This is a genomic window from Clostridium sp. AM22-11AC (genome assembly GCF_003473545.1).
GTDB lineage: Bacteria > Bacillota > Clostridia > Lachnospirales > Lachnospiraceae > Enterocloster.
The window spans coordinates 47,228-74,147 of record NZ_QUCM01000001.1 but is presented as its reverse complement, the minus strand read 5'-3'; the positions used below and the strand labels follow the sequence as shown (position 1 = coordinate 74,147).

Below are 26,920 nucleotides of genomic sequence, written 5' to 3'. Positions count from 1 at the left end.
AAACCAGACTGTAAAGGAGAAAGACATGAAATTCAATGCCGTTTTGACAAAAGAACAGGCAAAGGAAATGTTTGCTTATTTAGAAGAAATATTTACAGAAGTAAAGGTCCTGGATATAGAAGCAGTCAGGCGTCTGGAAAAAGATAAAAATTCTATTTCATTAAAGGCATTCAGGGAACGGTGCCAGAAAAAAAGACTGGAATACGTTGAGTCCAGGGTATATCAGAGGATCGCGCGTTATGTGGAGATCGAAGGGGAACCTTACGTTGTAGAGATGTTGAATGTTCTGGGGGACGCAGCAGACTCAGAGGCAAATGCAAGGGAAGCACTGGTGGCAAAAGTCCGGGGATATAATGAAGAACTGTATCTGGATGCGCTGACAGGAGCTTACAACCGCAGATATTATGAGGACAGGATCCGCAAAGTGAAAAGTCATGCAGGAGTTGCAATGATCGATCTGGATGATTTTAAACTGTACAATGATACCTGCGGACATAATGCAGGGGATATGGTGTTAAATACAGTTGTGGGGATCGTGCGCAAATGTATCCGAAAAACAGATATCCTGATCCGGTATGGGGGCGATGAATTTCTGCTGATCCTTCCGGATGTGTCGGAAGATGTTTTTTCAAAGAAGTTAAAACAGATCCGGGATATGGTCTATGAGGCAGAAGTTCCCGGATATACACAGCTTCACCTGTCTGTAAGCATTGGAGGCGTTTTGGCTGATAATGAAACAGTGGAAAGCGCGGTAGGAAGAGCGGACAGCCTGATGTATCAGGCAAAGAACCGGAAAAATATGACGGTAACAGAAAAGTCCGGTATTGACAGTGTGAAAGGCAGGGAAAAGCAGCAGGTCCTGATCGTAGATGATTCCCAGATGAACCGTGAGATCCTTGCTGTGATCCTGGAAGAGGAATACAAGATCTTAGAAGCTGCAAACGGGGAAGAATGTATTGATCTGTTAAAGCAGTATGGAACCGGTATCTCACTGATCCTTTTGGATATCAATATGCCGGTGATGGATGGTTTTGAAGTATTGGCGCTGATGAACCGAAACCACTGGATCGAAGACACGCCGGTGATCATGATCTCCAGCGAAGATGGCGCGGCTTATGTGAGAAGGGCTTATGAAATGGGGGCATCTGATTATATCAGCCGTCCTTTTGATGCCCAGGTAGTACATCAGAGAGTGTTTAATACCATTAAACTTTACGCAAAGCAGAGACATCTGATCAGTCTGGTTACAGACCAGATCCAGGAAAAAGAGAAACACAACCGGATGATGGTCAGCATCTTAAGCCAGATCGTTGAGTTCAGAAATGGAGAAAGCGGCAGCCATGTATTACATATCAATACGATCACGGGCATGCTGCTGGAACGTCTGATGCAGAAAACAGACCAGTATCATCTGCTGTGGTCAGACCGTTTCATGATCACAACAGCTTCCGCACTTCATGATATCGGGAAAATAGGAATTGATGAAAAAATATTAAACAAGCCGGGAAAACTGACAAAAGAAGAATTTGAGATCATGAAGACCCATACACTGATCGGTGCTTCTATGTTGGACAGTCTGGAAATGTTCCGGAATGAAAAACTGGTACAGGTTGCATACCAGATCTGCCGGTGGCACCATGAGCGGTATGATGGAAAAGGGTATCCGGACGGATTAAAGGGGGAAGAGATCCCGATCGCAGCCCAGGTGGTTGCAATGGCAGATGTATATGACGCCCTTGTAAGTGAGCGTGTATACAAGAAGGCATTTTCCCACGAAAAAGCCATTGAAATGATCTTAAACGGGGAATGTGGAGTCTTTAATCCCATCCTGTTAGGATGTCTGGTGGATATCCAGGATCGGTTAAAAGAAGAACTGCAGTCCGGATTTCAAAAGAAGAAAAATGAGGATCTTTATCCGGTATTATCAGAGGAGATAAAAGAGGAGACAGAAAAGTGAGAGAAAACAGAATATCTGTTTTTAGAAAACATACCTTAGGTATACTGGTTGCTTTGGGAATGGTTCTGTTTGGTTCTGTATTCATTTTATTTACAAATATTGGAAAAAACAAAGCGACTGTGGCAGCAGAAGAAACGTTACAGTTTATAAAGGAACAGAGCAGCCGGTCAGAGGCATTTGCAGAGTTTTATCAGGGCCTTCATCTGGAAATGAACGGGATCATAATGATCTGCAAAAATGGCCTTGTGACAGGATCAAATTTTGAGGAATATCAGGGAAAAACGCAGGCAGAGGCACCTTTGATCCAGAATATAACAGAAGAGACAGAGCCGGATACTTTATTTTCCTTTCGCTACTACGGATCTGCTTATTTTGGGGTCTTTGAGTCTTATGGAGAGAATGATCTGTACGTATTTTATCCTGTGGCTTCTGTTTTTTTCCTGAGGACCCTGGCATTAGCTTATGTCATGATCCTTTATATCCTTTTATGCAGTGTTTTCTTATGGCTGCGTCAGAGAGAAGAAAAGGAGCAGGAAGAAAGGGAAATGGCCTGTCAGGAGGCAGTTTTGTTATCTGCCACAAAGGAAGAAAAGGCAAATGCAGCTAAATCAGACTTTCTTCGCAAGCTCAGTTATGACATCCGCACTCCTATCAATGGCATCCGGGAACTGGTAGAATTGGGCAATCGTTATGACCATGACCTTGAAAAGCAGAGAGAATGCAGGAAAAAAATATGGGAGACCTCAGATGTGCTGTTAGATCTGATCTCAGACATGGTGGATATGGACAAGTTGGAGTCTGGCGCTGTGGATTTGGAACTGAGATCTTTTGATATGAGGGAGTTATATGAGGATGTCTGCCAGTGGGCAAAAGAGCTTGCTGCTGACAGAGGGATCCGTTACCACAGCAGACAGTTATCTGGGAAAAACTGGAAATTATATGGCAGTCCGTCTCACTTAAAGCAGATCCTGAAAAATGTTGTGGGAAATGCTATTAAAGATAACCGTGGTGGTGACTGTGTAGAACTTTCCTGTGAAGAACGTCAGTCCGCGGGAGGGACAGCCTGGTTTGAATTTGTCTGTACAGATACCCGAAGTTCTTACAGAAGAGGGGAACCGGGATTGGCAGTTGCCAAAGGCCTGATCCAGATGATGGGCGGGGAGATCCATTTTTCAGATGAAGAAACAGGCGAAGCATTCTGCAGGATCCGTCTGCCGTCCCTTATTGATGAAGAACAGGCGCAGGAGAAAGACGCAAAGGTCCAGGAAGCTGTGAAACGTCCTGTATCCATCCGGGGAAAGAAGATCCTTTTAGTGGAGGATAATGAGCTGAATATGGAGATCGCGGAGTTCCTTTTGCGAAAAGAAGGAGCCCAGGTCATAAGAGCTTGGAATGGAAAAGAAGCGTTAGAATGTTTTGAGGCTTCTGCTCCGGGAGATATTTCCGTGATCCTTATGGATCTTGTAATGCCGGTGATGGATGGATTTCAGTCAGCAAAAGCGATCCGGAGCCTGGAACGGGAAGATGCCTCTAAAGTAGCGATCATCGCCCTTACAGCCAGCGATTATGAAGAAGATGCACAAAAATGCCGTCAGGCAGGAATGGATGAACATCTTCCAAAACCATTAGACGCAGGAAATTTGATCCGGGTGATCCAGAAATACTTAAGATGATTGGGTGAGTGCAAAGAACATAGCAATCCGGTATCAGAAAAATTAAGAAAAAAGAGCTGCACGGCTTTGGGGCTGTGCAGCTCTTTTAAAGTCTGGTTAAATCAGATTAGATGGTATCTTCCTCGATGGTAGCTGTTTCTTTTTCAGGTTCAGCTGCCTTGGCTGTCTCTTCTTTTTCTTCGCTTTCTTCTTCCAGATCATCAGCGGCTTCCGGATTAACAGAAACAGAGATGTTTTCTTCTTTTGCTGGTGAAGGAGAGTGATCCAGACGTTCGTAGTCGTAAAGATCGTCATCGTCTACATAGTCATCATCCAGATAATCTTCTTCTGTAAAAGAGTCTCCCTTTTTAGGATCATCCTCTTCTTCAAAGAGATCGTCTTTTTTTGCTTTCATGGAGTGGATAGCGATATGTGCGGTATCTACAGCAGCGGAAACTGCTTCGTGGGCTGTATCGGAGAACAGATTTCCTGCATCTTTTAATACATTTTTAGTAGCAGATGCCATATCTTTTGCTGCCATTTTAAATTCATCCCTGCTGGAATTTAAGGAGATATAATTGCGGTTTATTTTACGGGGATCAAAGGAGTCACTCTGGGAAGCGTCCTCGTCTTCTTCGTCCTCTTCAAATTCACGGAAATCTTTATCAAGCTCTTTATGGTAGATCTTGTACTGGAGTACATAGGAAACGCCAGCTGCCACAGCACCGGAAATAGCGGCAAAGGCTACAAACTTTCCAAAACCTTTCTTAGCCATACAAATACCCCCTTCTTAAAATAGTGTCTGAATTTATAAATTAGTATGTCTGATTATTATATTGTAATACGAACAGAAAAAAAAAGAAACTAAAATTGCAAAAAAATATAAAAGATTTACAAAGTTAAGAGACAAAATGAAAAAATTAGCACTCAGAACTTGACAGTGCTAACAATAGGTGCTATAACTTACATTGTGAGCGAAAGAAGCAGCGAAAAGTAAAAGCTGCAGGTAGAAAAATAAGAATGACGATCAAGGAGGAATCTAGTTATGAAGTTAGTTCCATTATTTGACAAAGTTGTATTAAAGCAGTTAGTTGCAGAAGAGACCACAGCATCCGGTATTGTTCTTCCAGGTGCAGCAAAAGAAAAACCACAGCAGGCAGAAGTTATCGCAGTAGGCCCAGGCGGTGTAGTTGACGGCAAGGAAGTTACCATGCAGGTTAAGGCTGGAGATAAAGTTATCTACTCCAAGTACTCAGGTACAGAAGTAGAGTTAGAGAAAGAAAAATACGTGATCGTAAAGCAAAGCGACATTTTAGCTGTTGTAGAGTAAAGAAAAATGCCAGAGGCATTTTTCGCTACGCAAACGCAGCGCAGCGGAGTTCGCGTTTCCCGTATAGTAGGTATAAATACGAAATAGTTTAGATTGTTCGGAGGTAAATAATCATGGCAAAGCAGATCAAATATGGTGTAGAAGCCCGCAAGGCACTGGAAGCAGGCGTAAATCAGTTAGCAGATACAGTTCGTGTAACCTTAGGACCGAAAGGACGTAACGTAGTTCTGGATAAGTCTTTCGGTGCTCCACTGATCACAAATGATGGTGTTACCATTGCAAAAGAGATCGAACTGGCAGATCCATTTGAGAACATGGGCGCACAGCTGATCAAGGAGGTTGCTTCCAAGACCAATGATGTAGCTGGTGATGGTACTACTACCGCAACTGTACTGGCACAGGCTATGGTAAATGAAGGTATGAAGAACCTGGCTGCAGGTGCTAACCCAATTATCTTAAGAAAAGGTATGAAGAAAGCAACTGATGCAGCTGTAGAAGCGATCAAGAAGATGAGCCAGCCAGTAGGCGGCAAGGCACAGATCGCAAGAGTAGCAGCTATCTCTGCTTCTGATGATGAAGTAGGAACCATGGTAGCAGATGCTATGGAAAAGGTTTCCAAAGACGGCGTTATCACCATCGAGGAATCCAAGACAATGAAGACAGAGCTTGACCTGGTAGAAGGTATGCAGTTTGACAGAGGTTACCTGTCCGCATATATGTGCACCGATATGGATAAGATGGAAGCAAATCTGGATGATCCATACATCTTAATTACTGATAAGAAGATCTCCAACATCCAGGAGATCCTGCCAATTCTTGAGCAGATCGTAAAGATGGGCGCAAGACTGCTGATCATCGCTGAAGATGTAGAAGGAGAAGCTCTTACAACCCTGATCGTAAACAAGTTAAGAGGTACTTTCAATGTAGTTGCTGTTAAGGCTCCTGGCTACGGCGACAGAAGAAAAGAAATGCTGCAGGATATCGCTATCTTAACCGGTGGTACTGTTATCTCCGAAGAAGTTGGTCTGGAATTAAAGGATGCTACCATGGAGCAGTTAGGCCGTGCAAAATCCGTTAAGGTTCAGAAAGAGAACACAGTGATCGTTGATGGTAACGGCAGCAAGGAAATGATCGCAGCAAGAGTTGCCCAGATCCGTAAGCAGATCGGTGAGACCACTTCTGATTTCGACAGAGAGAAATTACAGGAGCGTCTGGCTAAGTTAGCTGGCGGTGTAGCTGTTATCCGTGTAGGTGCTGCTACTGAGACCGAGATGAAGGAAGCTAAGCTTCGTATGGAAGATGCTTTAAATGCAACCCGTGCAGCAGTTGAAGAGGGAATTATCGCAGGCGGCGGTTCTGCTTATGCACATGCTACCGTTGATGTTCAGAAGGTAGTTGATACTCTGGAAGGTGACGAGAAGACCGGTGCCAAGATCATCTTAAAGGCTCTGGAAGCTCCTCTGTTCCACATTGTAGCAAACGCAGGTCTGGAAGGCGCTGTTATCGTAAACAAGGTAAAAGAGTCCCCGGTTGGCGAAGGCTTTGATGCTTACAATGAGACTTTCGTAAACATGATCGAAGCAGGTATCCTGGATCCTGTTAAGGTTACAAGAAGTGCATTACAGAATGCAAACAGCGTTGCATCTACATTACTGACCACTGAGTCTGTAGTAGCAACCATCAAGGAGCCAGCTCCGGCTGCTCCGGCTGCACCTGATATGGGCGGAATGTATTAATCAGAAATATAAAAATAGGAATATACTGTTAGTAAAAAGAAGTCTGTGGCGGATAAAAACGTTGCAGACTTCTTTTTTTGTTAAAAATTTGTCTGACCTATTGCCTTTTTAATAAAAAAATGCTAATCTAAACTCATGAGATGTCAGACGAATTTTTAAAAAATAATATGATGAATTAAAAGGAGAACGGTTATGAAGTTACACAGTCAGGAAGTTAGAAAACTTGCACCGGAAAATGACCCGTTAAAGATCGGAATGGGATGGAGCGTGGCAGATCTGGATAAACCTCAGATTTTAGTAGAAAGCTCTTTTGGTGACAGTCATCCGGGAAGTGCCCATCTGAACCAGTTTGTAGAAGAGGGCGTAAAAGCAGTCAACGATAACGGAGGAAAAGCAGCCAGATATTATGTGACCGATATCTGCGACGGCATTGCCCAGGGACATGACGGCATCAATTATTCTCTTGCACACAGAGATATGATGACCAATATGATCGAAGTTCACGGAATGGCAAGCGGCTTTGACGGCGGCATGTTTATTGCCAGCTGCGACAAGTCCGTGCCTGCTATTTTAATGGGTATCGGCCGTTTAAAGGATATGAGTGCTATTGTAGTTACTGGCGGTGTTATGGAGGCACATACTATTACACCTAAGTATGTGGAAAATGACCCGGCCTGCGCTATTAACGAACTGCTGACACTGGAGCAGATCGGTAAATTCGATGCACAGGAAAAGAGAGGCGAGATCCCGGAGGAACAGTTAAATTATTATAAGCACAATGCATGCCCAAGCTGCGGCGCATGTTCCTTTATGGGTACTGCTTCCACCATGCAGATCATGGCAGAGGCATTAGGCCTTATGCTTCCAGGCACTGCCCTGATGCCCGCAACTGCACCTGAATTAAAGCAGGCTGCTTATGATGCAGGAAAACAGCTGATGAAGTTAGTAGAAAAAGGTATCAAGGCAAAGGATATCGTTACCATGAAGAGCTTTGAGAACGCTATTATGGTACATGCTGCTATCAGCGGTTCTACCAATGCTACCATGCACATTCCTGCTATTGCCCATGAATTCGGCTTTGAAGTAGATGCAGAAACCTTTGACCGTATGCACAGAGGAGCTCATTACCTGCTTAATATCCGTCCATCTGGTGACTGGCCAGCCCAGTATTTCTATTATGCAGGCGGTGTTCCAAGAGTTATGGAAGAGATTAAGGATATGCTGCATCTGGATGTAATGACAGTTACAGGCAAGACTTTAGGTGAGAACCTGGAAGAATTAAAGAAAAATGGTTTCTATGACCACTGCGATGAGCTGTTAAGGGAAAAGGGCAAGCTGTTAGGACGCGAGATCAAGCGTACAGAGATCATCCATGCCTTTGATGATGCAAAGGGAACAGATGGAAGTATTGCTATTTTAAAGGGCAACCTGGCTCCGGAAGGCTGTGTGATCAAGCACACTGCATGCCCGAAGGAAATGTTTGAGGCCACCCTTCTTGCAAGACCATTTAACAGTGAGGAAGAGTGTATTGACGCTGTTCTTAAGAGAAAGGTAAAACCAGGGGATGCTATCTTTATCCGCTATGAGGGACCAAAGGGAAGCGGTATGCCTGAAATGTTCTATACAGGTGAAGCTATATGTTCTGACCCGAAACTGGCTTCCAGCGTGGCTCTGATCACTGACGGACGTTTCTCCGGTGCATCCAGAGGCCCGGTTATCGGTCATGTAAGCCCGGAAGCTGCTGCAGGCGGACCTATTGCACTGGTAGAAGAAGATGACTTGATCTATATTAATGTAAAAGAGCGCAGACTGGAGATCGTAGGCGTAAAGGGTGAAAAGCGCACTCCAGAGGAAATGGAAGAGATATTAAAGGTCAGAAAAGCTAAATGGCAGCCAAAGCCTCCGAAATATACCAAGGGAACCTTAAAGCTGTTCTCTGAGCATGCAGTATCACCTATTAAAGGCGGATATATGGTGTAGTCCTGAGTGGATCCAGCGCATGGAATAATCTTACCAAAACATCAGACAGAAAAAGCTGTCTGACCAATATAATACAAATTAATGCCTTTTGTACATCTGTACAAAAGGCATTTTTATTGCGCAAAACAAATACAAAGTAATGTTGCACAAAAATATAAATACAAAATTGTGAAAAACATAAAAAACGCATTTGAGATACACAAATTTTTCACAATCCCTTGACATAAGATGTCTGATGTGGTAAAAAGATTACATCAGACATCTTATTAATTAAGATCCTGCAGATGATCAGGATCTATTAAAAGAAAGGGAAGGTATTAAGTTATGAGAAAGTCAAAAGTAATGTTAACAATCCTGGCAGCAGCAATGGCAGCAAGCCTCACAGCATGTGGAGGTTCTTCTGACAAAGGAGCAGCTACAACAGCCGCAGCAGCAGGCGGTTCTGACACAAAGACAGAGGCAGCAGGCTCCACAGCTTCTGCAGATGCTATCAACTTTACAATGTCACTGGTTGACAATACTTCTTCCAACTACTACAAGGGCGCTGAAAAGATCGCTGAATGTGTAGAAAAGGCAACTGACGGAAAGATCACACTGACTATCCAGGCAGGCGGCACATTAGGCGGCGAGAGCGATACACTGGACATGGCAGTTCAGGGCGACCTTGATATCGCATCCTGTGCAAACTCCGTACTTGCTAACTACATCCCAGAGATGAGCATTCTGGATCAGGCTTTCCTGTGGGACAGCGCAGATCAGGCTAACTACGCAGTAACTCATGAGTTAGGCGATCTGATCCAGACTAAGGCAAATGAGCATGGTATTCACGTAATTGGCTACATGGAATCCGGTTTCCGTGATGTATTCTCCACAAAGCCAATCGAGTCTATGGCAGATTTCAAGGGCGTAAAGATCCGTGTAATGCAGAACGAAGGACAGTTAGCAGCATTTACCGCTTTCGGTGCTAACCCAATCGCACTTTCCGCTTCTGAGCAGTTTACCGCTCTTCAGCAGAAGACCATTGATGCTTGCGAGAACGCTGTTTCTAACTGCTGGATCAACAAGTTCTATGAGGCTGGTGTAAACTCCGTTATCAATACACATCACTGCTTCGTATACATCCCACTGTGCATGAGCGATAACGCTTGGAACAAGATCCCGGATGATTTAAAAGATACCTTCGTTAAGGCTGTAGCAGAAGGCTGCGAAGCTCAGTGGCAGTATCTGAACGAAGCAAACGAAGAAGCTAAGGGTAACCTGGAAGGCGCTGGCGTTAAGTTCTATGACATCAACTTAGATGAAATGAAGGACGCTTACAAGGCAGCTCAGGAGAAGGCTGGTACTTCTTTCGATGCAGAATGGGAAGCAGCAGTAGATGCAGCAAAAGCAGCTGTAAAATAATCTGCCAAAGATCCACAGGCAACACAAAATAAAAAAAGCAGTAAACATACAGCCGTGCCGGCAACAGTCAGTGACGGTGCGGCTGTTTTAAAGAGCGAGAGAAAAGAAGGGGACTGGAAATGAAAGGAATTAAGAAAGCATTATCTTACATTACCAATGTAGAATATGCCATCATGGTCGTTACCTTTGTGGCAATGGTCATCGCGTATTTCATCTCTGTCGTAAACCGTAACTTCATCAAGGCATCTATGCCATGGACAGAAGAAGTTGCAATGTACAGTATGATCTATATGGCACTTTTAGGAACAGAAGTTGGTCTTCGTGACGGCACGCAGGTAGCAGTTACTGCAGTGATCGAAAAACTCCACGGAGTTACAAAAAAGATCGTATCTATTATTGAACAGATCATTCTGGAGATCTTCTCTTTCGTAATGTTAAAAGCAGGTCTGGCACTGTTTTCCAAGCAGTTACAGACCGGACAGACCACACCGGTTTTAAAAGTACCAATGTCAGTAATGTACTTTTCACTGGTCCTGACCTTTGCACTGATCCTGGTCATCCAGGCAGTTGTGCTGGTTGAAAAAGTTATGGACCTGAAAAATAAGGAGGTAGAGGCATGAGCGCAGGAGTAATTCTTTTCGTTGCATTCGCAGCATGCCTGGTGATCGGTGTTCCGGTTTCCATTTCTTTGGGAGTGGCTTCCCTTTGCTCCGTAGTATTTGGCGGACTGTCCGCATCTTCTACGGTAATCGCACAGCGTATTTTCGGTGGACTTCAGTCAACCTCTATTATGGCCATCGCATTCTTCGTACTTGCAGGAAACCTGATGACAAAAGGTGGTATCTCCCGCCGTATCGTAAACTTTGCTAACTGCCTGGTTGGTAATGTACGCGGCGGTATGAGCCTTGCGCTGGTACTTGCATGTGCATTCTTCGCAGCATTATCCGGTTCCGCACCTGCAACTGTTATTGCTATCGGAACCATGCTTTACAACGATATGGTCAAGATGGGATATCCTGGTGACCGTACAGCCGGCCTGTTAGTAGTATCCGGTGGTATGGGACCGATCATTCCTCCATCCATTATCATGGTTATCTACTGTACCTTAACCGGTGCTTCTGTAGGTAATATGTTCAAACAGGGTATGTTAGTAGGTGTTACCATCATGGTAGTGCTTATGACAGAGGTTCTTTTCTTCGCAAGAAAAGAAAAATGGCCAAAACAGGAAGTAAAGCGTACACCGGCAGAAATATTCAAAGTGTTCTTAGATGCTATTCCTGCATTAATGACACCTATCATCATCCTTGGCGGTATCTACTCCGGTATGCTGACAGCTACTGAAAGTGCAGCTGTTGCCGTTGTATGGGCAGCTATTGCAGGTCTGTTCATCTACAAGGAACTGACATTTAAGGAACTGATCCCGATCTTAAAGGATTCTGCAAAGAGCTCCGCAATGATCCTTTTCATCATCGCTTCCTCTACTGCATTCTCCTGGGTATTTACTTTCTCCGGCGCTTCCCAGGCACTGGTAGACACCGTTGTAGCAATGAACCTGAATTCTATGTTATTCTGCTTCGTTGTTGCTATCATTCTTCTTATTTTCGGTACATTTATGGAAGGTACTGCCATCGCAGTTTTACTGGTTCCGGTTCTGTGGCCGATCGCCCAGAGCATGGGAATCGATGTTATCCATTTTGGTATGATCGTATGTATCTCCAACGTAGTTGGTACTATGACACCACCTGTTGCAGTTAACATTTTCTCAGCGTCAACTGTATCAGGACTGAAAATGGGAGACATTGCAAAGGCAGAGATCCCATTCCTGATCGGATATGTTGCAGTATTCTTCCTGTGCGTATTCTCAAGAGGTTTCTGTACAATGCTTATTTAATTTTAAAAACTGGGGCCGCCTGCAGGCGGCCTTGTAAATAATCACATAACATGATCAGCAAAAGGCTGGTCAGGTATAACAGGAGGTTTATCATGATCCAAGGTGAAATAACAAAAGAACGTATGGAAGGCTGGAAGTTTGATTCTTCCTGTGAAGAAGGATTCCATGAGATCATTGCACCAGGAAAGGCAGACTGTGAACAGGAGTATATTTACCGTTTAAACCTGTCCGCAGGAAAGAGTTTTGATCTGGAGACCGGAAAACTGGAAATGGATGCTGTATGTATCAAAGGTGCAGCTGATTTTTCCTGGGACGGTTATGCAGGAACCTGTGATAAGCTGGATTCCTTCTATGTAGTAAGCAATATGAAAGTACATATTACAGCAAAAGAAGACTGTATTTTCTACATTGCAGGTGCTGTTGATGAAGGATATGGAAAACCATTTTTCCGTAAATGTGACCTGACCATGCCTATTGGTGAGATCCATCAGATCCATGGCTCCGGCGTCAGCCAGAGAGAGGTATTTATGACCATCGATCCAGGTACAGCATCTTCCAGACTGTTAGTAGGTCTGACCTGGGGCGGAAATGGTGCATGGACCAGCTGGCCGCCTCATGAGCATGAAAAGGATCTGGAAGAGGTTTATTGCTACTTTGATATGGATGATCCTCATTTTGGACTGCATTTAAGCTATGTAGAACCAGGAGATACCCATGGAGTAGTAGCTCATACTGTTAAGAGTGGTACTATGATCCTGGCACCAAGAGGTTACCATCCTACAGTAGCTGCACCGGGAACCAGAAATACATATTTATGGGTACTGGCAGCACATTCCCACAAGAGTCGTCGTTATGATCTGGCAGTTCTGGACCCGAAGCGCGCAGAAATGAACTAGGCCAGAAATAAAGTAAAATTAAGAGTTATATTTAGGAGGCAGAGACATGAACGCAATGGATTCAATTTTTCTCCCACGTTTTACCATTGGCGAGAATGCATTTGACGCTTTCCATGATGAAATGGGAAGATATGGAAAAAAAGTAGCAGTGATCCACGGAGAAAGAGCATGGAAGGCAGCAAGGGAATATGTAGTTCCTGCACTGGAAAAAGCAGGTCTTACGATTACTACAGAATGGCTGTATGGACATGATGCAACCCATGAAAACGCTGATAAGATCTCAAATGATCCTGCAGTACAGGAAGCAGATATGCTCCTTGCAGTAGGCGGTGGAAAATGTATCGATACAGCAAAGCTGGCTGCAGATCACCTTGGAAAACCGGTATTTACCGCTCCTTCCATTGCGTCTAACTGTGCTCCTGTTACCCAGATCAGTATTATGTACCATGAGGATGGTTCTTTCTGCGACATCCCAAGATTAAAGGAAGTACCGGTACACTGCTTTATCAATCCGAAACTGGTTTTAGCAGCTCCTGTTAAATACCTGTGGGCTGGTATCGGCGATGCCATGGCAAAGCATGTAGAGTCCAGCTGGTCTGCAAAGGCTGGGGAGAAGTTAAGCTTTGGCAGTGAGTTTGGTATCACAGCAGGACAGATGTGCTTCTATCCAATGGTTAAGGATGCGAAGAAGGCAATGGATGATGCAAAAGCAGGAAGAAACAGTGAAGAGCTTGAAAACACTATTTTAAATATTGTTGTTTCCCCAGGTGTTGTATCTGTTTCTGTTCATCCAAATTATAATGGCGGTATTGCACATGCTTTATTCTATGGCCTGACCAAGAGAGAGCATATTGAAAAGAAACATCTCCATGGTGAGGTAGTTTCCTACGGCACACTGGTAAATCTTATGGTAGATAAGGACTGGGATAAGCTGAAACTGGCTTATGGCGTAAATAAGTCTATTGACCTGCCTGTATGCCTGGCTGATCTGGAGCTGGAAAAGGATGACAAGTTAGAGGATGTCCTTGAAGCAACAATGGCAAACCAGGAAATGACCCATACACCTTATCCTGTAACAAAAGAGATGATCTATCAGGCAATCCAGGATCTGGAAGACTATAAGGGTTAAAAACCTAGAATGTAAGTTAGAGAGGATAGTAAAATGGCAGTAACCATACGTGATATACGGGTAATCTGCACAGCGCCGGAAGGCATCAACCTTGTGGTGGTAAAAGTTGAGACCAGCGAGCCGGGACTTTACGGACTGGGCTGCGGAACCTTTGCTTACCGCCACCTGGCTGTAAAGCTGGTAGTAGAAGAATATTTGAAGCCTCTTCTTGTTGGAAGAAATGTAGAGAATATTGAAGATCTATGGCAGCTGATGAACCAGAACGGATACTGGAGAAACGGCCCCATTGAAAATAATGCTATTTCCGGCGTAGATATGGCATTATGGGATATTAAGGGAAAAATAGCAAATATGCCGCTGTACCAGCTGTTTGGCGGAAAGTGCAGGGAAGGTATTCCTGTATACCGTCACGCAGATGGCCGCGATCTTTCCGAGCTGTGTGAAAATATTGAACGTTTCCATGAAATGGGTATTACCAATATCCGCTGCCAGTGCGGTGGTTACGGCGGCGAAAGCTATGGAAATACGCCGGCAACTGCACCAAAGGGCGCCCAGCCAGGTGTTTATCTGGATTCCAGAAGCTATATCCGCAATACAGTAAAGCTGTTTGAAGGCATCAGAAACAAATTAGGATATGAGATCAATCTGATACATGACGTTCATGAACGTATTGCTCCTATTGAAGCTATTAAGCTGGCAAGAGAGCTGGAGCCATTTGATCTGTTATTCTTAGAGGATCCGGTACCGATCGAGCAGACAGACTGGTTAGCAAGAATGAGAGAGCAGACCTCCATACCAATCGCAGAAGGCGAGCTGTTCAACAATCCTGTTGAGTGGAGAAAACTTATCTCAGAACGGCTGATCGATTACATCCGCGTACATTTAAGTCAGGTTGGCGGTATTACACCGGCAAGAAAGCTGCAGATCTTTGCAGAACAGTTTGGTGTACGCACTGCATGGCACGGACCTGGAGACATGTCTCCTCTGGCTCATGCAGCAAACATCCATATTGACCTGGCAGCACCAAACTTTGGTGTACAGGAATGGTCCGGCATTGAGCCTCCAAACTTTGTTATCCAGGAATTAAAGGGACCACATGGTGCTCTCCTTGAAGTATTCCCGGGACTGCCTGAGTTTGACAATGGTTATGTATATGCAAATGATAAACCTGGTTTAGGCGTTGACTTAAATGAGGAAGAAGCTGCAAAATATCCTTGTGAGAATACTGTGACTACATGGACACAGACAAGACGCAGGGACGGAGCATTGCAGACTCCATAAAGGGATGAAGGATCCCCGGGTTCTTACACCAATCTCCCCGGTTTACCGGGGAAAATCAAAATATATTTATACATTCCGCTCCCGTATCACGGGAGCGGGCCACCATATATTATTATAGGAGGATAAAAAAATGGCATTTGATTACAAGGAAAAATTCAGCGTAGCTGGCAAAAAGTGCATCGTTACCGGTGCAGCACAGGGACTTTCCAGAGGTATGGCAGAAGGTCTGTTAGAGAATGGTGCTGAGGTTGTATTAATGGACCTTCAGGCAGAAAAGCTGCAGGCAGTTGCAGATGAATACTGCAAGATGGGTTACAAGGCACATGCAGTAGCAGGTGACTTATCCAAGAAGCCAGAGATTGACCGTATGTTCGCAGAAGCTATGGAGATCTTGGGAAATAAGCTGGATGTTATGATTCCTGCAGCAGGTATCCAGAGACGTTACGAGCCATGGGAATTCCCGGAGGATGCATGGAGACTGGTTATTGATGTTGACTTAAACCATGTATGGTTTATGTGCCAGAAGGCAGTTCAGGTTATGAAAGATAAGGAAGGCAGCACCGGAAAGATCATCAACATCGCTTCCATGAACGCATTCTTTGGTGGTACAACTGTTCCTGCTTACACAGCAGCTAAGGGTGCTGTAGCAATGCTGACCAAGAGCCTTGCATCTGACTGTGCTGACCACAATATCTGCTGCAACGCAATTGCTCCTGGATATATGGATACTGAAATGTGCGCTAACATGACTCAGGAAAGAAAAGACGAGTGTACCAAGAGAATCCCTGCAGCACGTTGGGGACTGCCAGATGACCTTAAGGGACCGGTACTGTTCCTGGCTTCTGATGCAAGTGACTACTTAAATGGTGCTGTTATCCCTGTAGACGGCGGATTCTTAGTTAAGTCATGATGATGTCCTCACAGGTGGGATAGTTAAATAGTACACTTAGAAAAGGGGTGCTGTAGTAAGACGATCAGTCGGGCTGCAGTGCCCCTTTCCAAAATCTTCCATTTTTAAAACACCCAGGGGGGTGTTATGGGCTTGACATTCATGGTTTGTTAGTTATATCATGAAATAACGACGGATAAACATCAGGTATTTTTGATATAATTGGGAGGTGGTCGCGTGCGACAGACGCAAAAAGAGAAACTGCTGCCGGAGCAGACAGCAGAGAAGATAAGGGGATACATAGAAGGTAATGGATTAAAGGTAGGAGATAAGCTTCCGAACGAATTTCAGCTTGCTGAGATCTGCGGAGTAGGAAGAAGTACGGTGCGGGAAGCGATCAAGCTTCTGGTTTTTTCCGGAAAAGTAGAAGTGATCCGTGGAAGCGGCACTTATATTAAGAAAGAAAAAGCTTCCCAGGCATCACCGGCGGTAAATGATGATCCTATAGGACTTCAGGAAAACAGTGAAGAAAATCTGTTCCAGACTGGTCTGGAATTTGTAGATGTACGTCTGATGCTGGAACCGGAAGTGGCAGCTATGGCAGCTACCAATGCAGATTATGCTGATTGTCAGAAACTTCAGCAGATCCAGAAGGAGGTAGAAGACCTGGTTGTCCAAGGAAAAGATCATATTGCTGCGGATATTGAGTACCACAGGCAGTTGGCAGCCTGCACCCATAACCAGACCCTTTGCAATCTTATGGAGATCGTGGTAAAGGGAATTCCGATTTTTGTGCAGATGACAAAAAATAATTTTGCCAAAACAACAGTGGACCAGCACCAGGCGATCACAGATGCCATTTCATCTGCAGATGCCCAGGGAGCAAGATATGCAATGATCACCCACTTAAACAGCAACCGCAAACGGATCTTAAAAGTGCTGACAGAGCAAAAATCAAATGGAAAGTTATAATCCCCTGTGTTTTCATTGAAAGTTATTGTCAATTTCGTTATAATAGTGTTAAAAAACAGATTGTACACGATCGGTTCGGGGGACACATTATGGAAAAAAGTTTTTTGACATGGACAGCAGCCGCTTTAGGAACGGCAATTCTTTTAACAGCATGCAATACGAATACAGGAACAACTGCGCCAGGCAGCAAGGTGAAACTGGACCCAAGTAAACCGGTTTCCCTTACTGTCTGGCATTATTATAATGGGGCACAACAGGCTGCCTTTGACCAGCTGGTTTCTGAATTTAACGCTACAGAGGGAAAAGACAAGGGTATTTATGTAGAAGGATATACCCAGGGATCTGTATCTGATCTGGAAAAGGCGGTTTCAGATGCAGTATCCGGTGCTGTAGGTGCCCAGTCTTTGCCGGATATTTTCTCTACCTACGCAGATACTGCCTATGCAGTACAGAAAGAGGATAAACTGGCGGATCTGTCTTCTTATTTTACAGAGGAAGAACTGTCTGAATATGTGGACTCTTACATAAAAGAAGGCTATTTCCATGATGATACCTCTCTTTATCTCTTCCCTGTAGCAAAGTCTACAGAGATCATGATGATCAATAAAACAGACTGGAAGCCATTTGCAGATGCTACCGGTTCTTCTTTAGAGGAACTTTCTACTTTAGAGGGAGTGGCAGACGTTGCAAAGCGTTACTATGAGTGGACCGACAGTTTGACCCCGGATATCCCTGATGATGGAAAAGCATTTTACGGAAGAGACTCCATGTCCAATTACTTTATTATTGGCATGAAACAGTTAGGAGCAGATATCTTTGACGTAAAGGACGGTCAGGTTACGATCCAGGCAGACAAAGAAAAAGTCCGCCGCCTATGGGACAATTATTATGTACCTTATGTAAATGGCTATTTTGCAAGTATGGGAAAATTCCGTTCAGATGATGTGAAAACAGGGGATATCCTGGCTTACACCGGTTCTTGCGCATCTTCTATGTACTTCCCGGATCAGGTAGTAACCGATGAGGACAGCCATGCCATTGATTATGTGGTAATGCAGCCTCCTGTATTAGAGGGAGGCGAACAGATCAATGTACAGCAGGGCGCAGGAATGGCAGTGACAAAGTCAGATGCCCAGCATGAATATGCCTCCTGTGAGTTTTTAAAATGGTTTACCAGAAAAGAAAATAATCTCCGTTTTGTATGTGAGTCTGCCTATATGCCGGTGCGCAAGGATGCCAATTCCATGGAAGCGTTAGATGAAGTGATCAAAGAAAAAGACCTGAAAGTAAATGCTAAGGCGTATCAGTGTTTAAGCAGTATTTTAAATGCCTATGAGTCCATTCATTTTTATACCCCGAACTGCTTTGAAAACGGATATGCCACCAGAAATATCCTGGATTATGATCTTTCCGACAAAGCTGCCCAGGATAAAGAAAAAGTAGATGAAATGGTAGCAGCCGGAATGTCAAGAGCAGAAGCAGCTGCAGAATTTACCGGCGATGCTGCGTTTGAAGAATGGTATGACAGCTGGTATCAGAAGTTAAATGACACGGCACATTCCAATCAGTAGATCCTGTATTTAAGGACGGAAACAGGATCAGAAATAAGATGAGAAATGCCACAGGCAGGAGGTTTGGAAGTAAAACATGAAAAAAAAGAAAAGAACATTGATGCATATTTTACTTCTGCCTCTTTTACTGGTGGTATTATTTCAGGGCATCTTACCTTTTTCCATGCTCCTTTCCAGCGGTGTTAAATCCATTATGGAGAGTAATGCAGTAGATCTTGACAGTTATCTGGTGGAAAACAGCAAGGTAATACTGGAAAATGCCATGATCGAGCAGTGGAGTGCTGTGCGCAAAGAGAGCAACTATCTGAATAGTGTTCTTTCTGATCTGTTAAAAGAACAACGGGCAGATATAGAAAAGTTTACAAAGGATAAGGAACTTCAGAAGGAATATACCCAGCGTGTATTTCCGGAGCTTTTAGAGTCTTTGCGCCGTGATACCACCTGCGGTGTGTTTCTTGTTATGGCAAATGATCAGCCAATAGGGGCACCGGGAGATTTTACGGGATTTTTCCTCAGGGACTCTGATCCTGTGACCAAGGCAGATACAAACTCTGACCTTCTTTTGGAGCGCGGGGATAAAACTCTGGCCCGTCAGTGGGGAATTACCCTGGATAATTCCTGGTCCCCTGCATTTCGTTTTCAGGGAAAAGGTATCAGGGAAAGTGATGATTTTTTCTATGAACCTTACACAGCAGGTATGGCTCATACAGGGGTAGATATGGCCAGTTTAGGTTACTGGTCCATGCCTTTTATACTGGAAGATTATGAAATGGATAACCATAAAATGATCACATATTCTGTCCCTTTGGTCAATGATGGTGTGATCTATGGTGTTGTGGGAACGGAAGTTTCTGTCAGTTATCTGTGCAATACCTGTTTCCGTGTACAGGATCTGAACAGGCAACAGACAGCCGGTTACGCCATTGCCGTTGATAACGGAGATGGTACGTATGAAAATATTGCAGGAAAAGGTAATCTTTATGATGCGGTACAGCGTGAAAATGGTATTTTTAAGCTGGAAAGTACAAAGCATGAGGATCTTTTCAAGGTAAAGGACTCTAAGATCGGTTCCCAGGAGATCTATGCCCTGTTTTCAAAAATGAATTTGTATGCCAATAATGTCCCTTATAAGAATACAAACTGGGTTTTATGTGGTTTTGTGGCAGAGGACTCTATTTTCAGTCTGGGAGATAAGCTGTACAGCGATATTTTGACGACTATTGTGGCCTGTGCAGTTTTGGGACTGGTGATCATGAGTGTGGTGATCCGCTGCGTAACACGACCGGTATACAGGCTTATGGACAGTATCCGAAGCGGAATTGCAGGCTTAAAAGAGTTTGCGCCTTCCGGTATCCAGGAAGTAGATGAGCTGCATCAGGTGGTTGAAAATCTGACAGAAAGTGAGATCAGCACAGAACATCAGCTCAGTGAAGAAAAAGAGCGTTACCGGATCGCAGTAGAAAGTTCCAATGACCTGTTTTTTACATACCGTGAAAAAGGAAATACACTGGAGATCGTAAACAGCAGGGAAATGGATGGTTTGTGGGATATAAAAAATGCCAAAAAAAAGATCCTGGACCGTTATTTTTCAAGGGAAGACCAGAAAAAGCTCCTTTCTATGCTGCAAAGTCATGAGAATACAATTTATGGTCAGTTTTGCTGTATCAATGGCAACCACTCACAGGGACGCTGGATCGAGATCAGAGGAAAGACCATTACAGAGACAAAAGAGGATGATCGAAAGATCGTAGGTTTTGTCCGGGATATCCATGAAACAAAGATGCGGGAACTGAAACAGGAACGAAAGCAGATGATAGATCCTGTTACCTTATTTTACCGTTTAAAACCGGGAATGGAGGTAATTGAGAAGGTTCGTGGAAAGTATCCCCAGGGTATGTTTATTCTTGTGGATATCTGTCATTTTACCATCATAACCAGGGACTTTGGTCTGACATTTAGGGATGTGGTCCTGGAAGAATTTTCCAAAATGTTTCTGGAGGTGTGTGCCGAAGATCTTTCCAGACCTCCGGTGATGATCCGTGCAGGTTCTGATGAACTCCTTGCCTGGATCCCTAAAATTACAGAGGAAAGCTGCAGGCAGAAACTGGAAAAACTGAAAGAACGTTTTTCTGTGATGATCCGGCGCAGTGCCTTAAATCTTAATTTCCAGGCTGGAATTGCCAGAGGGGATGAAAGTGTAACAACCACCTCTCTGTTAAGACGGGTCCGGATCGCTGTTACAGAAGCGGAAAAGCAGGAGATCGGTGTCCTTTCCTGGAATGAGGTAAAGGATCCGGGAGCACAGCCGAAAACATTTGGAAAGATCGTTTCCATGGGATATATGGAACAGATCAGTCTGGCTTCCCTGGCATTAAATCTGTTAGACCGCTGTCCGTCTATTGATGCAGGACTGGATCTGCTTTCCCGCCGCTTAAAAGCACGTTATGGAATGGAAAATATGCTGATCACCAGTTTTCATTATGATTTCCTTTCCAGCGAGCTGGAATACCAGTGGAAGCATCTTCATGGCCTCATGGGAAAACGGGGCGTTGTCCACTGTACAGAAGAAGAGTATGAAAAATTAAATCAGGATGCCCAGATCAACGCAGTGCAGCCTGTAAAACAGCTGTTGTCCGTTGTACCTGTTTTCAGGAAAACAGATATAGACCAGACCGGTGTGGGGATCCTTATGTCAGATAACGGACAGTATTCCGGAAGCATCTTCCTTTTGGGAATAGAACCATCTGTTTATGAAAATGAGGAGGATAGAAAGCTTCTCTGGGAGATCGGCATTATCATCCAGAATCGTATCAACAGAGACCGTCATGATCAGTCTGCACAGGCAAAATCCGATTTCCTGGCCCATATGTCCCATGAGATCCGTACTCCTATGAACGGTATCATTGGTATGACAGAGATCGCTCTAAAAGAAGGACAGACAGAGGAAGTGCGTTTAGACTGCTTAAAGAAGGTAAAAGGATCCTCCAAATATCTGTTAGGTCTGTTAAATGATATTTTGGATATGTCAAAGATCGAAAGCGGAAAGATGAAACTGGTAAAAGATGATTTCCAGCTTGATAAGATGATCGGCGAACTGTATCCGTTATTGGAAGCTAAGTTTGAGGAAAAATCTCAGAAATATCACCAGGAGATCCATTTGGTCAACCAGTGGTTCTATGGGGATGCTTTGCGTCTCAGTCAGGTCCTGGTCAATCTGTTAAGCAACGCAGTGAAATATTCCGGGGATCACACGGAGATCACTTTAACAGTAGAGGAAACAAGGCTTTCTGATGGTCTTTCTAAATTACAGTTTGCGGTGAAGGATCACGGCATTGGTGTCAGTGAAGAAGACCGCCAGCGTATTTTCAGAAGTTTTGAGCAGGTGGACCGTTCTGTGGTAGGACAGCAGGGAACCGGACTGGGACTGGCGATCAGCAACCGTCTGGTACATATGATGGGCGGAACCATTGAGCTTGAAAGCCAGATCGGGGAAGGAAGTACCTTCCGGTTTTCCATTACGTTAAAGCCGGTCAGCGCCCACCATGTAAAAGAAGAAGTTTCCAGGGTGGAAAGAGATTTTACAGGTGTCCGCGTTCTGGTAACAGAGGACAATCCATTGAACCGGGAGATATTACAGTATATTCTGGAAGATATGGGAATGTCTGTGGAAAATGCCTGTGACGGAAAAGAGGCGGTAGATAAGTTTACCGCCTCCGAGAAAGGATATTATGATCTGATCATTATGGATATTATGATGCCGGTTATGAACGGACTGGAGGCAGCCCATGCCATCCGGACCACCGATCATCCGGATCATAAAAAGATCCCTATCATTGCCATCAGTGCCAATGCTTTTGATGAAGATATCCGCAGGTCTCTTGCAAGCGGCATGAATGCCCATCTTTCCAAGCCGATCGAAGTGGATAAACTGCGGGAGACCCTTGGAAAACTGTTAAAATAAGGACTTACTGAACAAAGGGAGCAATGGTTTCTTCCGGGGCTGGCTGTGAGGTTTCCGGTGCAGCCGGAGCAGTTGGCGCGGGTTCTGTTGGTGCCGGAGCTGTCTGTGCCGGGGCTGTTTCATGTTTTGGAGCCTTTTTCTCTGTTGTCTCAGCCTTAGTCGGAGCAGCTGCTTTTGTTGGATTTGCAATAGAACTGCTTTCTTGTGCTCCTTTTGTGCTGGAGGCAGTTGTATCAGAAGTAGTTGTACCGGAAGTAGTTGTGCCGGAAGCGGAAGAAGTATTGCGGTGGATCACAGCACTATGGCCAAGATAGGTTTTGGAGTGGTCCAGAGTACGTTCGACTTCCTGTCCGTCTTTGTATACAACTTTATAAGTATCCCAGCGGCTGCCTTTGGTGGCCGCTTTTATTGTATTTTCTGTTCCCGGAGCTAAAGTAGGGTCTTCTACGTATTCCGGTTCCGGCGGGTCGATTTCTTCTACTTTTTCAGAAGCCAGATCCCATACAACCCCATCCTCTAATACAGGCACGCCGAAAATAGAAACAGTTGCCTTGCGGTCAGCGTAGCTTGCAAGAATACCGATAGGTTTGTCAGAAGTATTTACAAAACGGAAGTCAGGCTGTTCCCAGCTGATGGCAGCATCCTGGCCCGGAGTTACATAGTTAGGCTCGAAAGTATGGGAGCGGCGGAAGGTAACTTCCATGCCGGACTGAAATACTACCCGGTATAAGGTACTGGAGATCTGGCATACACCGCCTCCCAGTTCCTGGACGACAGCGCCACTGTTGTATGCGGCTGCTTCCTGGTATCCTTTTTCCGCAGTACGCTGTCCTACAACAGAGTTAAAAGAAAATTCTTCCCCGGGCTGGACAATGGTTCCGTTTAAAGCTTCTGCAGCAAGGCGTACATTGGTGTTGCGCTTATCATTGTCCGTGGTTTCTGTGGTAAAGGTGACGAGAGTCTTGTAGCTGGCTTTTACCTCATCACAGGAAATAGAAGGTGCTTCCTTATGGGACTGTACTTCTACTACAGCATCCATGCGGTTTTCATGAATGGCAGCTAAAATATCATTGGCCAGCTGGTCCCGGTCAATACGTGAGCCGGCGCAGCCTTCCCTGAACACAAACTGTCCCTTCTGGTTGTCATAGTGGTCCAGGGTACTGATCTTTGAAGGAACATCCCATTCTTTTGCCAGTTCTTCCAGTTCCTGGGAAATGGAATTTTTCAGGGCATCCGTTGGAAGCTCTGCCGCTGTTAATGTAAGATCTCCTGAAACGGTTTCCTCTTCTTTACTGGTAAGCCAGTTGCGGATGGCGTCTGTAAGAATGTTGGGAAGTTCCTTACTGTCATCTTCATATGCGGCAGTCATATTCCAGGAAAGAGACTTACTGATCCGGGAAACAGCCTCATCTTTGCTTAATCCCTCTAAAGAAATGCCGTTGACAGTCAGTAAGACAGGAGAAGTTTCAGATGCCTGGCTGGCAGTTGCTTTTGCGGCTCTTTCCGGTTCAGAAACAGAACGGGAATGGAGTACAGCAGCGGAGATGCCTAAGAGTACGACAACAGCTCCTGCTGCTGCAAAGGGGATCCAACCTCCTTTTATTGGTTTTCTTTTCGGCCTGTCATAGTCAAAATGCAGCCGCTTTGATGTATGATCCTTATCCCGTCTTCCTCTGGGACCATGATAGGAAGAGCGGGAATTCTTGTTTGAAGACATAAATATCCCTCTTTTCATATGCTTTTTCATATGCTTTATAAAGTATTTTACAGATTTTGTATTATATAAGAAGGGATAAGGGATGTCAAGGCAGGTAAATACTGGTTTAAGGAAATATTAAACTAAATGTCAAAATGTCTGGAACAGGCGGGTCAGGACCGTAAAAATGATACAGCATAAAGCACCGCAAAATGCCGGCAGAAAAGCAGAAACAAAGGTCCACCATTTACTTTTTGTTTCTTTATACAGTGTGATCAGGGTAGTGGAACAGGGCCAGTGCATCAGGGAGAAAAGCAGGACGCAGACAGCTGTTTTCCAGGTCCAGCCATGTAACAGAAGGATCTCTTTTAACTGTCCCATATTTTCAAAATTTGTTAGGCTTCCCTGGGCTGTGTAGGCCATAAGGATAATAGGAAGAACGATTTCGTTTGCCGGAAGTCCCAGGATAAAGGCAGTTAAGATCACCCCGTCCATCCCCATAAGACGTCCAAGAGGGTCTAAAAACCGGCTGAAACGTGCAAGAAGGCTTATATTTCCCGGAGCTGTATTTGCCATGATCCACAGGAGAAAACCGGCAGGAGCAGCTACAGCGGCAGCTCTTCCAAGGACGAAAAGGGTCCGGTCTGTTACCGAGCGAAAGATCACTTTGCCGATCTGGGGCTTCCTGTAAGGGGGAAGCTCTAAGGTAAAGGAAGAGGAAACTCCTTTTAAGATCGTTGCAGATAAAAGGTAAGAGGTAATAAAAGTCATGGCGATCCCTGAAAGGATGAACAAAGTAAGCAGCAGGGCACTGGCAGCAGAAGAAAGCAGGCCATGGCTATTTCCGGATAAAAACAGCAGGATCAAAGTGATAAAAAGAGGCAGACGGCCGTTACAGGGAACGAAACTGTTTGTGATCATGGCAATAAGCCGTTCTCTTGGGGAGTCGATAATACGACAGCCTGTGATCCCTGCTGCGTTGCAGCCAAATCCCATTGCCATGGTAAGAGCCTGTTTCCCGCAGGCTTTACAGCACTGGAAAGGCCGGTCTAAGTTGTAGGCGATACGGGGCAGATAGCCGGAGTCCTCCAATAAGGTAAAAAGAGGAAAGAAAATAGCCATGGGAGGCAGCATAACGGAAACCACCCAGGCGAGGACCTGATAGACCCCATGAACGAAGGCGTCCCGGATCCAGTCTGGAAAATGAAGGGATAAAAGGGCCTGATCCAGTACCGGCTGAAAGGAAAAAAACAGTCTGGAAAGCAGGGCGGACAGGTCGTTTGCCCCAACCAGGGTGATCCAGAAGATAAGGGCTAAAAGTCCGGCCATGGCAGGATAGGCAGCCAGGCGGCCTGTAAGGATGCGGTCCAGTTTCCGGTCGGTTTCATTGTAGCTGCGTTCCGGCAGCTTTACACAAAGGGAGGCAATGGTTTCAGCGTTGTCGATCAGGCCGGAGACAATGCGGTCTTTTAATATGTCTTTAAAAATGCCTTTTCTGTTTAAATGATCCCAGGCAGTTTTTAAACAGTCTGCAATGGCAGGATCCTGTGACGGAACAAGCTGGCAGGCATTTGTAAAAGACCGGAGAAAGGACGGATCATCTTCTAGCAGGCGCAGGGAGAGAAAGCGGGAAGTGGTATAAAATGGAAGTTCATGGGTATCCAGCCAATTTTTCACAGCAGGTTCCACCATGGAGACTGCTTTTTCCAGTTCAGGGCAGTAAGTGACCTGATAGTGGGGAATGGCAGGACCTTCAGTAATATCATCTAACCGCTCCAAGAAAGAAGAAAGTGTGCTTTTCTTTCTGGCAGAGGTTCCTGCTACCGGTACACACAGCAGGTCTGATAACTGATCCAGATCAATGGTGATGTTTTTCTTTTCCGCTTCATCTAAAAGATTGACACATACCAATGTACGGTCCGTAGCTTCCAGGATCTGAAGGACCAGGTTTAAATTGCGTTCCAGACAGGTGGCATCACAGACAATGACCACTGCCTGATGAGCACCGAAACAGATAAAATCCCTGGCAACTTCTTCCTCTGCAGAACGGGAAGAGAGGGAGTAAGTTCCTGGAATGTCTACCAGTGTGTAATCACGGGCCGGACTGTGGCAGATTCCCCAGGCATTAGCTGTGGTCTTGCCGATCCAGTTTCCGGTGTGCTGCTTCTTCCCGGTAGTAAGACTGTTAAATAAAGTACTTTTTCCTACATTGGGATTTCCTGCAAGGGCGATCACAGGATAGTGATCCGGTATGGCTTTTGGCTGCTTCATGCTTTCTCCTTTCTGCAGATCTGGATGTTTCTGCTGTCTGCTTTACGGATAGCGATCACAGCTCCGCGGATCTGGTAGGCAGCAGGATCCCCTAAAGGGCTTATCCCAACACATTCTACCAGTGTATTTTCAACGAGACCTATATCAAGAAAACGGCGTCGGATGCTGCCGGAAGAGGTAAGGCAGCAGACCCGTGCTTTTTCACCAGGTTTTATATCGTTCAGACAAAGAGGGGAAGTCATAAGAATATTACCTGCCTGGGAAGTTATTTGTACTTATTATATGATACCAAGGGTCAAAAGGTTAA

At 44.8% G+C, this 26,920-nt stretch carries 19 protein-coding genes; 15 read left to right on the top strand and 4 right to left on the bottom strand.

All coding sequences use genetic code 11. The annotated features are described in order from the left end of the window. Nucleotides 1–25 precede the first annotated feature (25 nt). On the top strand, nucleotides 26–1,957 hold the full coding sequence (locus tag DW251_RS00325) for a diguanylate cyclase (RefSeq protein WP_118299900.1): 1,932 nt from the start codon (nucleotides 26–28) through the stop codon (nucleotides 1,955–1,957). Then, entirely contained in the window at nucleotides 1,954–3,630 is a 1,677-nt protein-coding gene (locus DW251_RS00320) for a response regulator (RefSeq protein ID WP_118299899.1), read from the top strand. The genes DW251_RS00325 and DW251_RS00320 overlap by 4 nt, the downstream gene beginning before the upstream one ends. A gap of 106 nt (nucleotides 3,631–3,736) precedes the next feature. Here the strand turns inward: DW251_RS00320 and DW251_RS00315 are convergent, their stop codons facing one another. Then, nucleotides 3,737–4,384 (bottom strand): hypothetical protein, encoded by a 648-nt coding sequence (locus DW251_RS00315; protein WP_118299898.1) that lies wholly within the window; start codon nucleotides 4,382–4,384, stop codon nucleotides 3,737–3,739. Between the two features lie 270 nt (nucleotides 4,385–4,654). Here DW251_RS00315 and DW251_RS00310 point away from each other — a divergent pair, with 270 nt between their 5' ends. The 13 genes from DW251_RS00310 (at nucleotide 4,655) to DW251_RS00250 (ending at nucleotide 22,646) form a co-directional block, all read left to right on the top strand. Then, nucleotides 4,655–4,939 (top strand): co-chaperone GroES, encoded by a 285-nt coding sequence (locus DW251_RS00310; RefSeq protein WP_021869745.1) that lies wholly within the window; start codon nucleotides 4,655–4,657, stop codon nucleotides 4,937–4,939. A 113-nt stretch (nucleotides 4,940–5,052) separates the two neighbouring features. Beyond that, nucleotides 5,053–6,675 (top strand): chaperonin GroEL, encoded by a 1,623-nt coding sequence (gene groL, locus DW251_RS00305; RefSeq protein ID WP_021869744.1) that lies wholly within the window; start codon nucleotides 5,053–5,055, stop codon nucleotides 6,673–6,675. A 192-nt stretch (nucleotides 6,676–6,867) separates the two neighbouring features. After that, nucleotides 6,868–8,655: a dihydroxy-acid dehydratase gene (ilvD, locus tag DW251_RS00300; RefSeq protein ID WP_118299897.1), complete on the top strand. Its 1,788-nt coding sequence runs from the start codon at nucleotides 6,868–6,870 to the stop codon at nucleotides 8,653–8,655. 324 nt (nucleotides 8,656–8,979) lie between these two features. Beyond that, complete coding sequence (locus DW251_RS00295; RefSeq protein ID WP_118299896.1) at nucleotides 8,980–10,056, top strand: TRAP transporter substrate-binding protein; 1,077 nt, start codon at nucleotides 8,980–8,982, stop codon at nucleotides 10,054–10,056. A gap of 119 nt (nucleotides 10,057–10,175) precedes the next feature. After that, nucleotides 10,176–10,676 carry a TRAP transporter small permease gene (locus tag DW251_RS00290; protein WP_118299895.1) on the top strand — a complete coding sequence of 167 codons (501 nt, stop codon included), beginning with the start codon at nucleotides 10,176–10,178 and terminating at the stop codon, nucleotides 10,674–10,676. After that, complete coding sequence (locus tag DW251_RS00285) at nucleotides 10,673–11,947, top strand: TRAP transporter large permease (RefSeq protein WP_118299894.1); 1,275 nt, start codon at nucleotides 10,673–10,675, stop codon at nucleotides 11,945–11,947. The genes DW251_RS00290 and DW251_RS00285 overlap by 4 nt, the downstream gene beginning before the upstream one ends. 92 nt (nucleotides 11,948–12,039) lie before the next feature. After that, nucleotides 12,040–12,843, top strand: coding sequence for a 5-deoxy-glucuronate isomerase (locus DW251_RS00280; protein ID WP_118299893.1), 804 nt, complete (start codon nucleotides 12,040–12,042; stop codon nucleotides 12,841–12,843). A gap of 46 nt (nucleotides 12,844–12,889) precedes the next feature. Continuing rightward, on the top strand, nucleotides 12,890–13,972 hold the full coding sequence (locus DW251_RS00275; protein ID WP_021869742.1) for an iron-containing alcohol dehydrogenase family protein: 1,083 nt from the start codon (nucleotides 12,890–12,892) through the stop codon (nucleotides 13,970–13,972). Between the two features lie 33 nt (nucleotides 13,973–14,005). Then, nucleotides 14,006–15,253, top strand: a complete 1,248-nt coding sequence (locus tag DW251_RS00270; protein WP_118299892.1) for an enolase C-terminal domain-like protein — start codon at nucleotides 14,006–14,008, stop codon at nucleotides 15,251–15,253. A 130-nt stretch (nucleotides 15,254–15,383) separates the two neighbouring features. Further along, nucleotides 15,384–16,163, top strand: coding sequence for an SDR family oxidoreductase (locus tag DW251_RS00265; RefSeq protein WP_021869740.1), 780 nt, complete (start codon nucleotides 15,384–15,386; stop codon nucleotides 16,161–16,163). Nucleotides 16,164–16,379: 216 nt separating this feature from the next. After that, complete coding sequence (locus tag DW251_RS00260; protein ID WP_118299891.1) at nucleotides 16,380–17,114, top strand: FadR/GntR family transcriptional regulator; 735 nt, start codon at nucleotides 16,380–16,382, stop codon at nucleotides 17,112–17,114. Nucleotides 17,115–17,203: 89 nt separating this feature from the next. Then, the gene (locus DW251_RS00255; protein WP_118299890.1) at nucleotides 17,204–18,685 is read left to right on the top strand and encodes an extracellular solute-binding protein; all 1,482 of its coding nucleotides are present in this window, start codon (nucleotides 17,204–17,206) and stop codon (nucleotides 18,683–18,685) included. Nucleotides 18,686–18,761: 76 nt separating this feature from the next. After that, a complete protein-coding gene (locus DW251_RS00250; protein WP_118299889.1) occupies nucleotides 18,762–22,646 on the top strand; it encodes an ATP-binding protein in 3,885 nt (1,294 codons plus the stop codon). 4 nt (nucleotides 22,647–22,650) lie between these two features. On the opposite strand, the gene DW251_RS00245 is transcribed toward DW251_RS00250, so the two are convergent. The 3 genes from DW251_RS00245 to DW251_RS00235 form a co-directional block, all read right to left on the bottom strand. Next, nucleotides 22,651–24,363, bottom strand: coding sequence for a VanW family protein (locus DW251_RS00245; protein ID WP_182433550.1), 1,713 nt, complete (start codon nucleotides 24,361–24,363; stop codon nucleotides 22,651–22,653). Nucleotides 24,364–24,492: 129 nt separating this feature from the next. Then, nucleotides 24,493–26,613: a ferrous iron transport protein B gene (gene feoB / locus DW251_RS00240; protein WP_118299887.1), complete on the bottom strand. Its 2,121-nt coding sequence runs from the start codon at nucleotides 26,611–26,613 to the stop codon at nucleotides 24,493–24,495. Beyond that, nucleotides 26,610–26,855, bottom strand: coding sequence for a FeoA family protein (locus DW251_RS00235; RefSeq protein ID WP_021869734.1), 246 nt, complete (start codon nucleotides 26,853–26,855; stop codon nucleotides 26,610–26,612). The genes feoB and DW251_RS00235 overlap by 4 nt, the downstream gene beginning before the upstream one ends. Nucleotides 26,856–26,920: the final 65 nt, after the last annotated feature.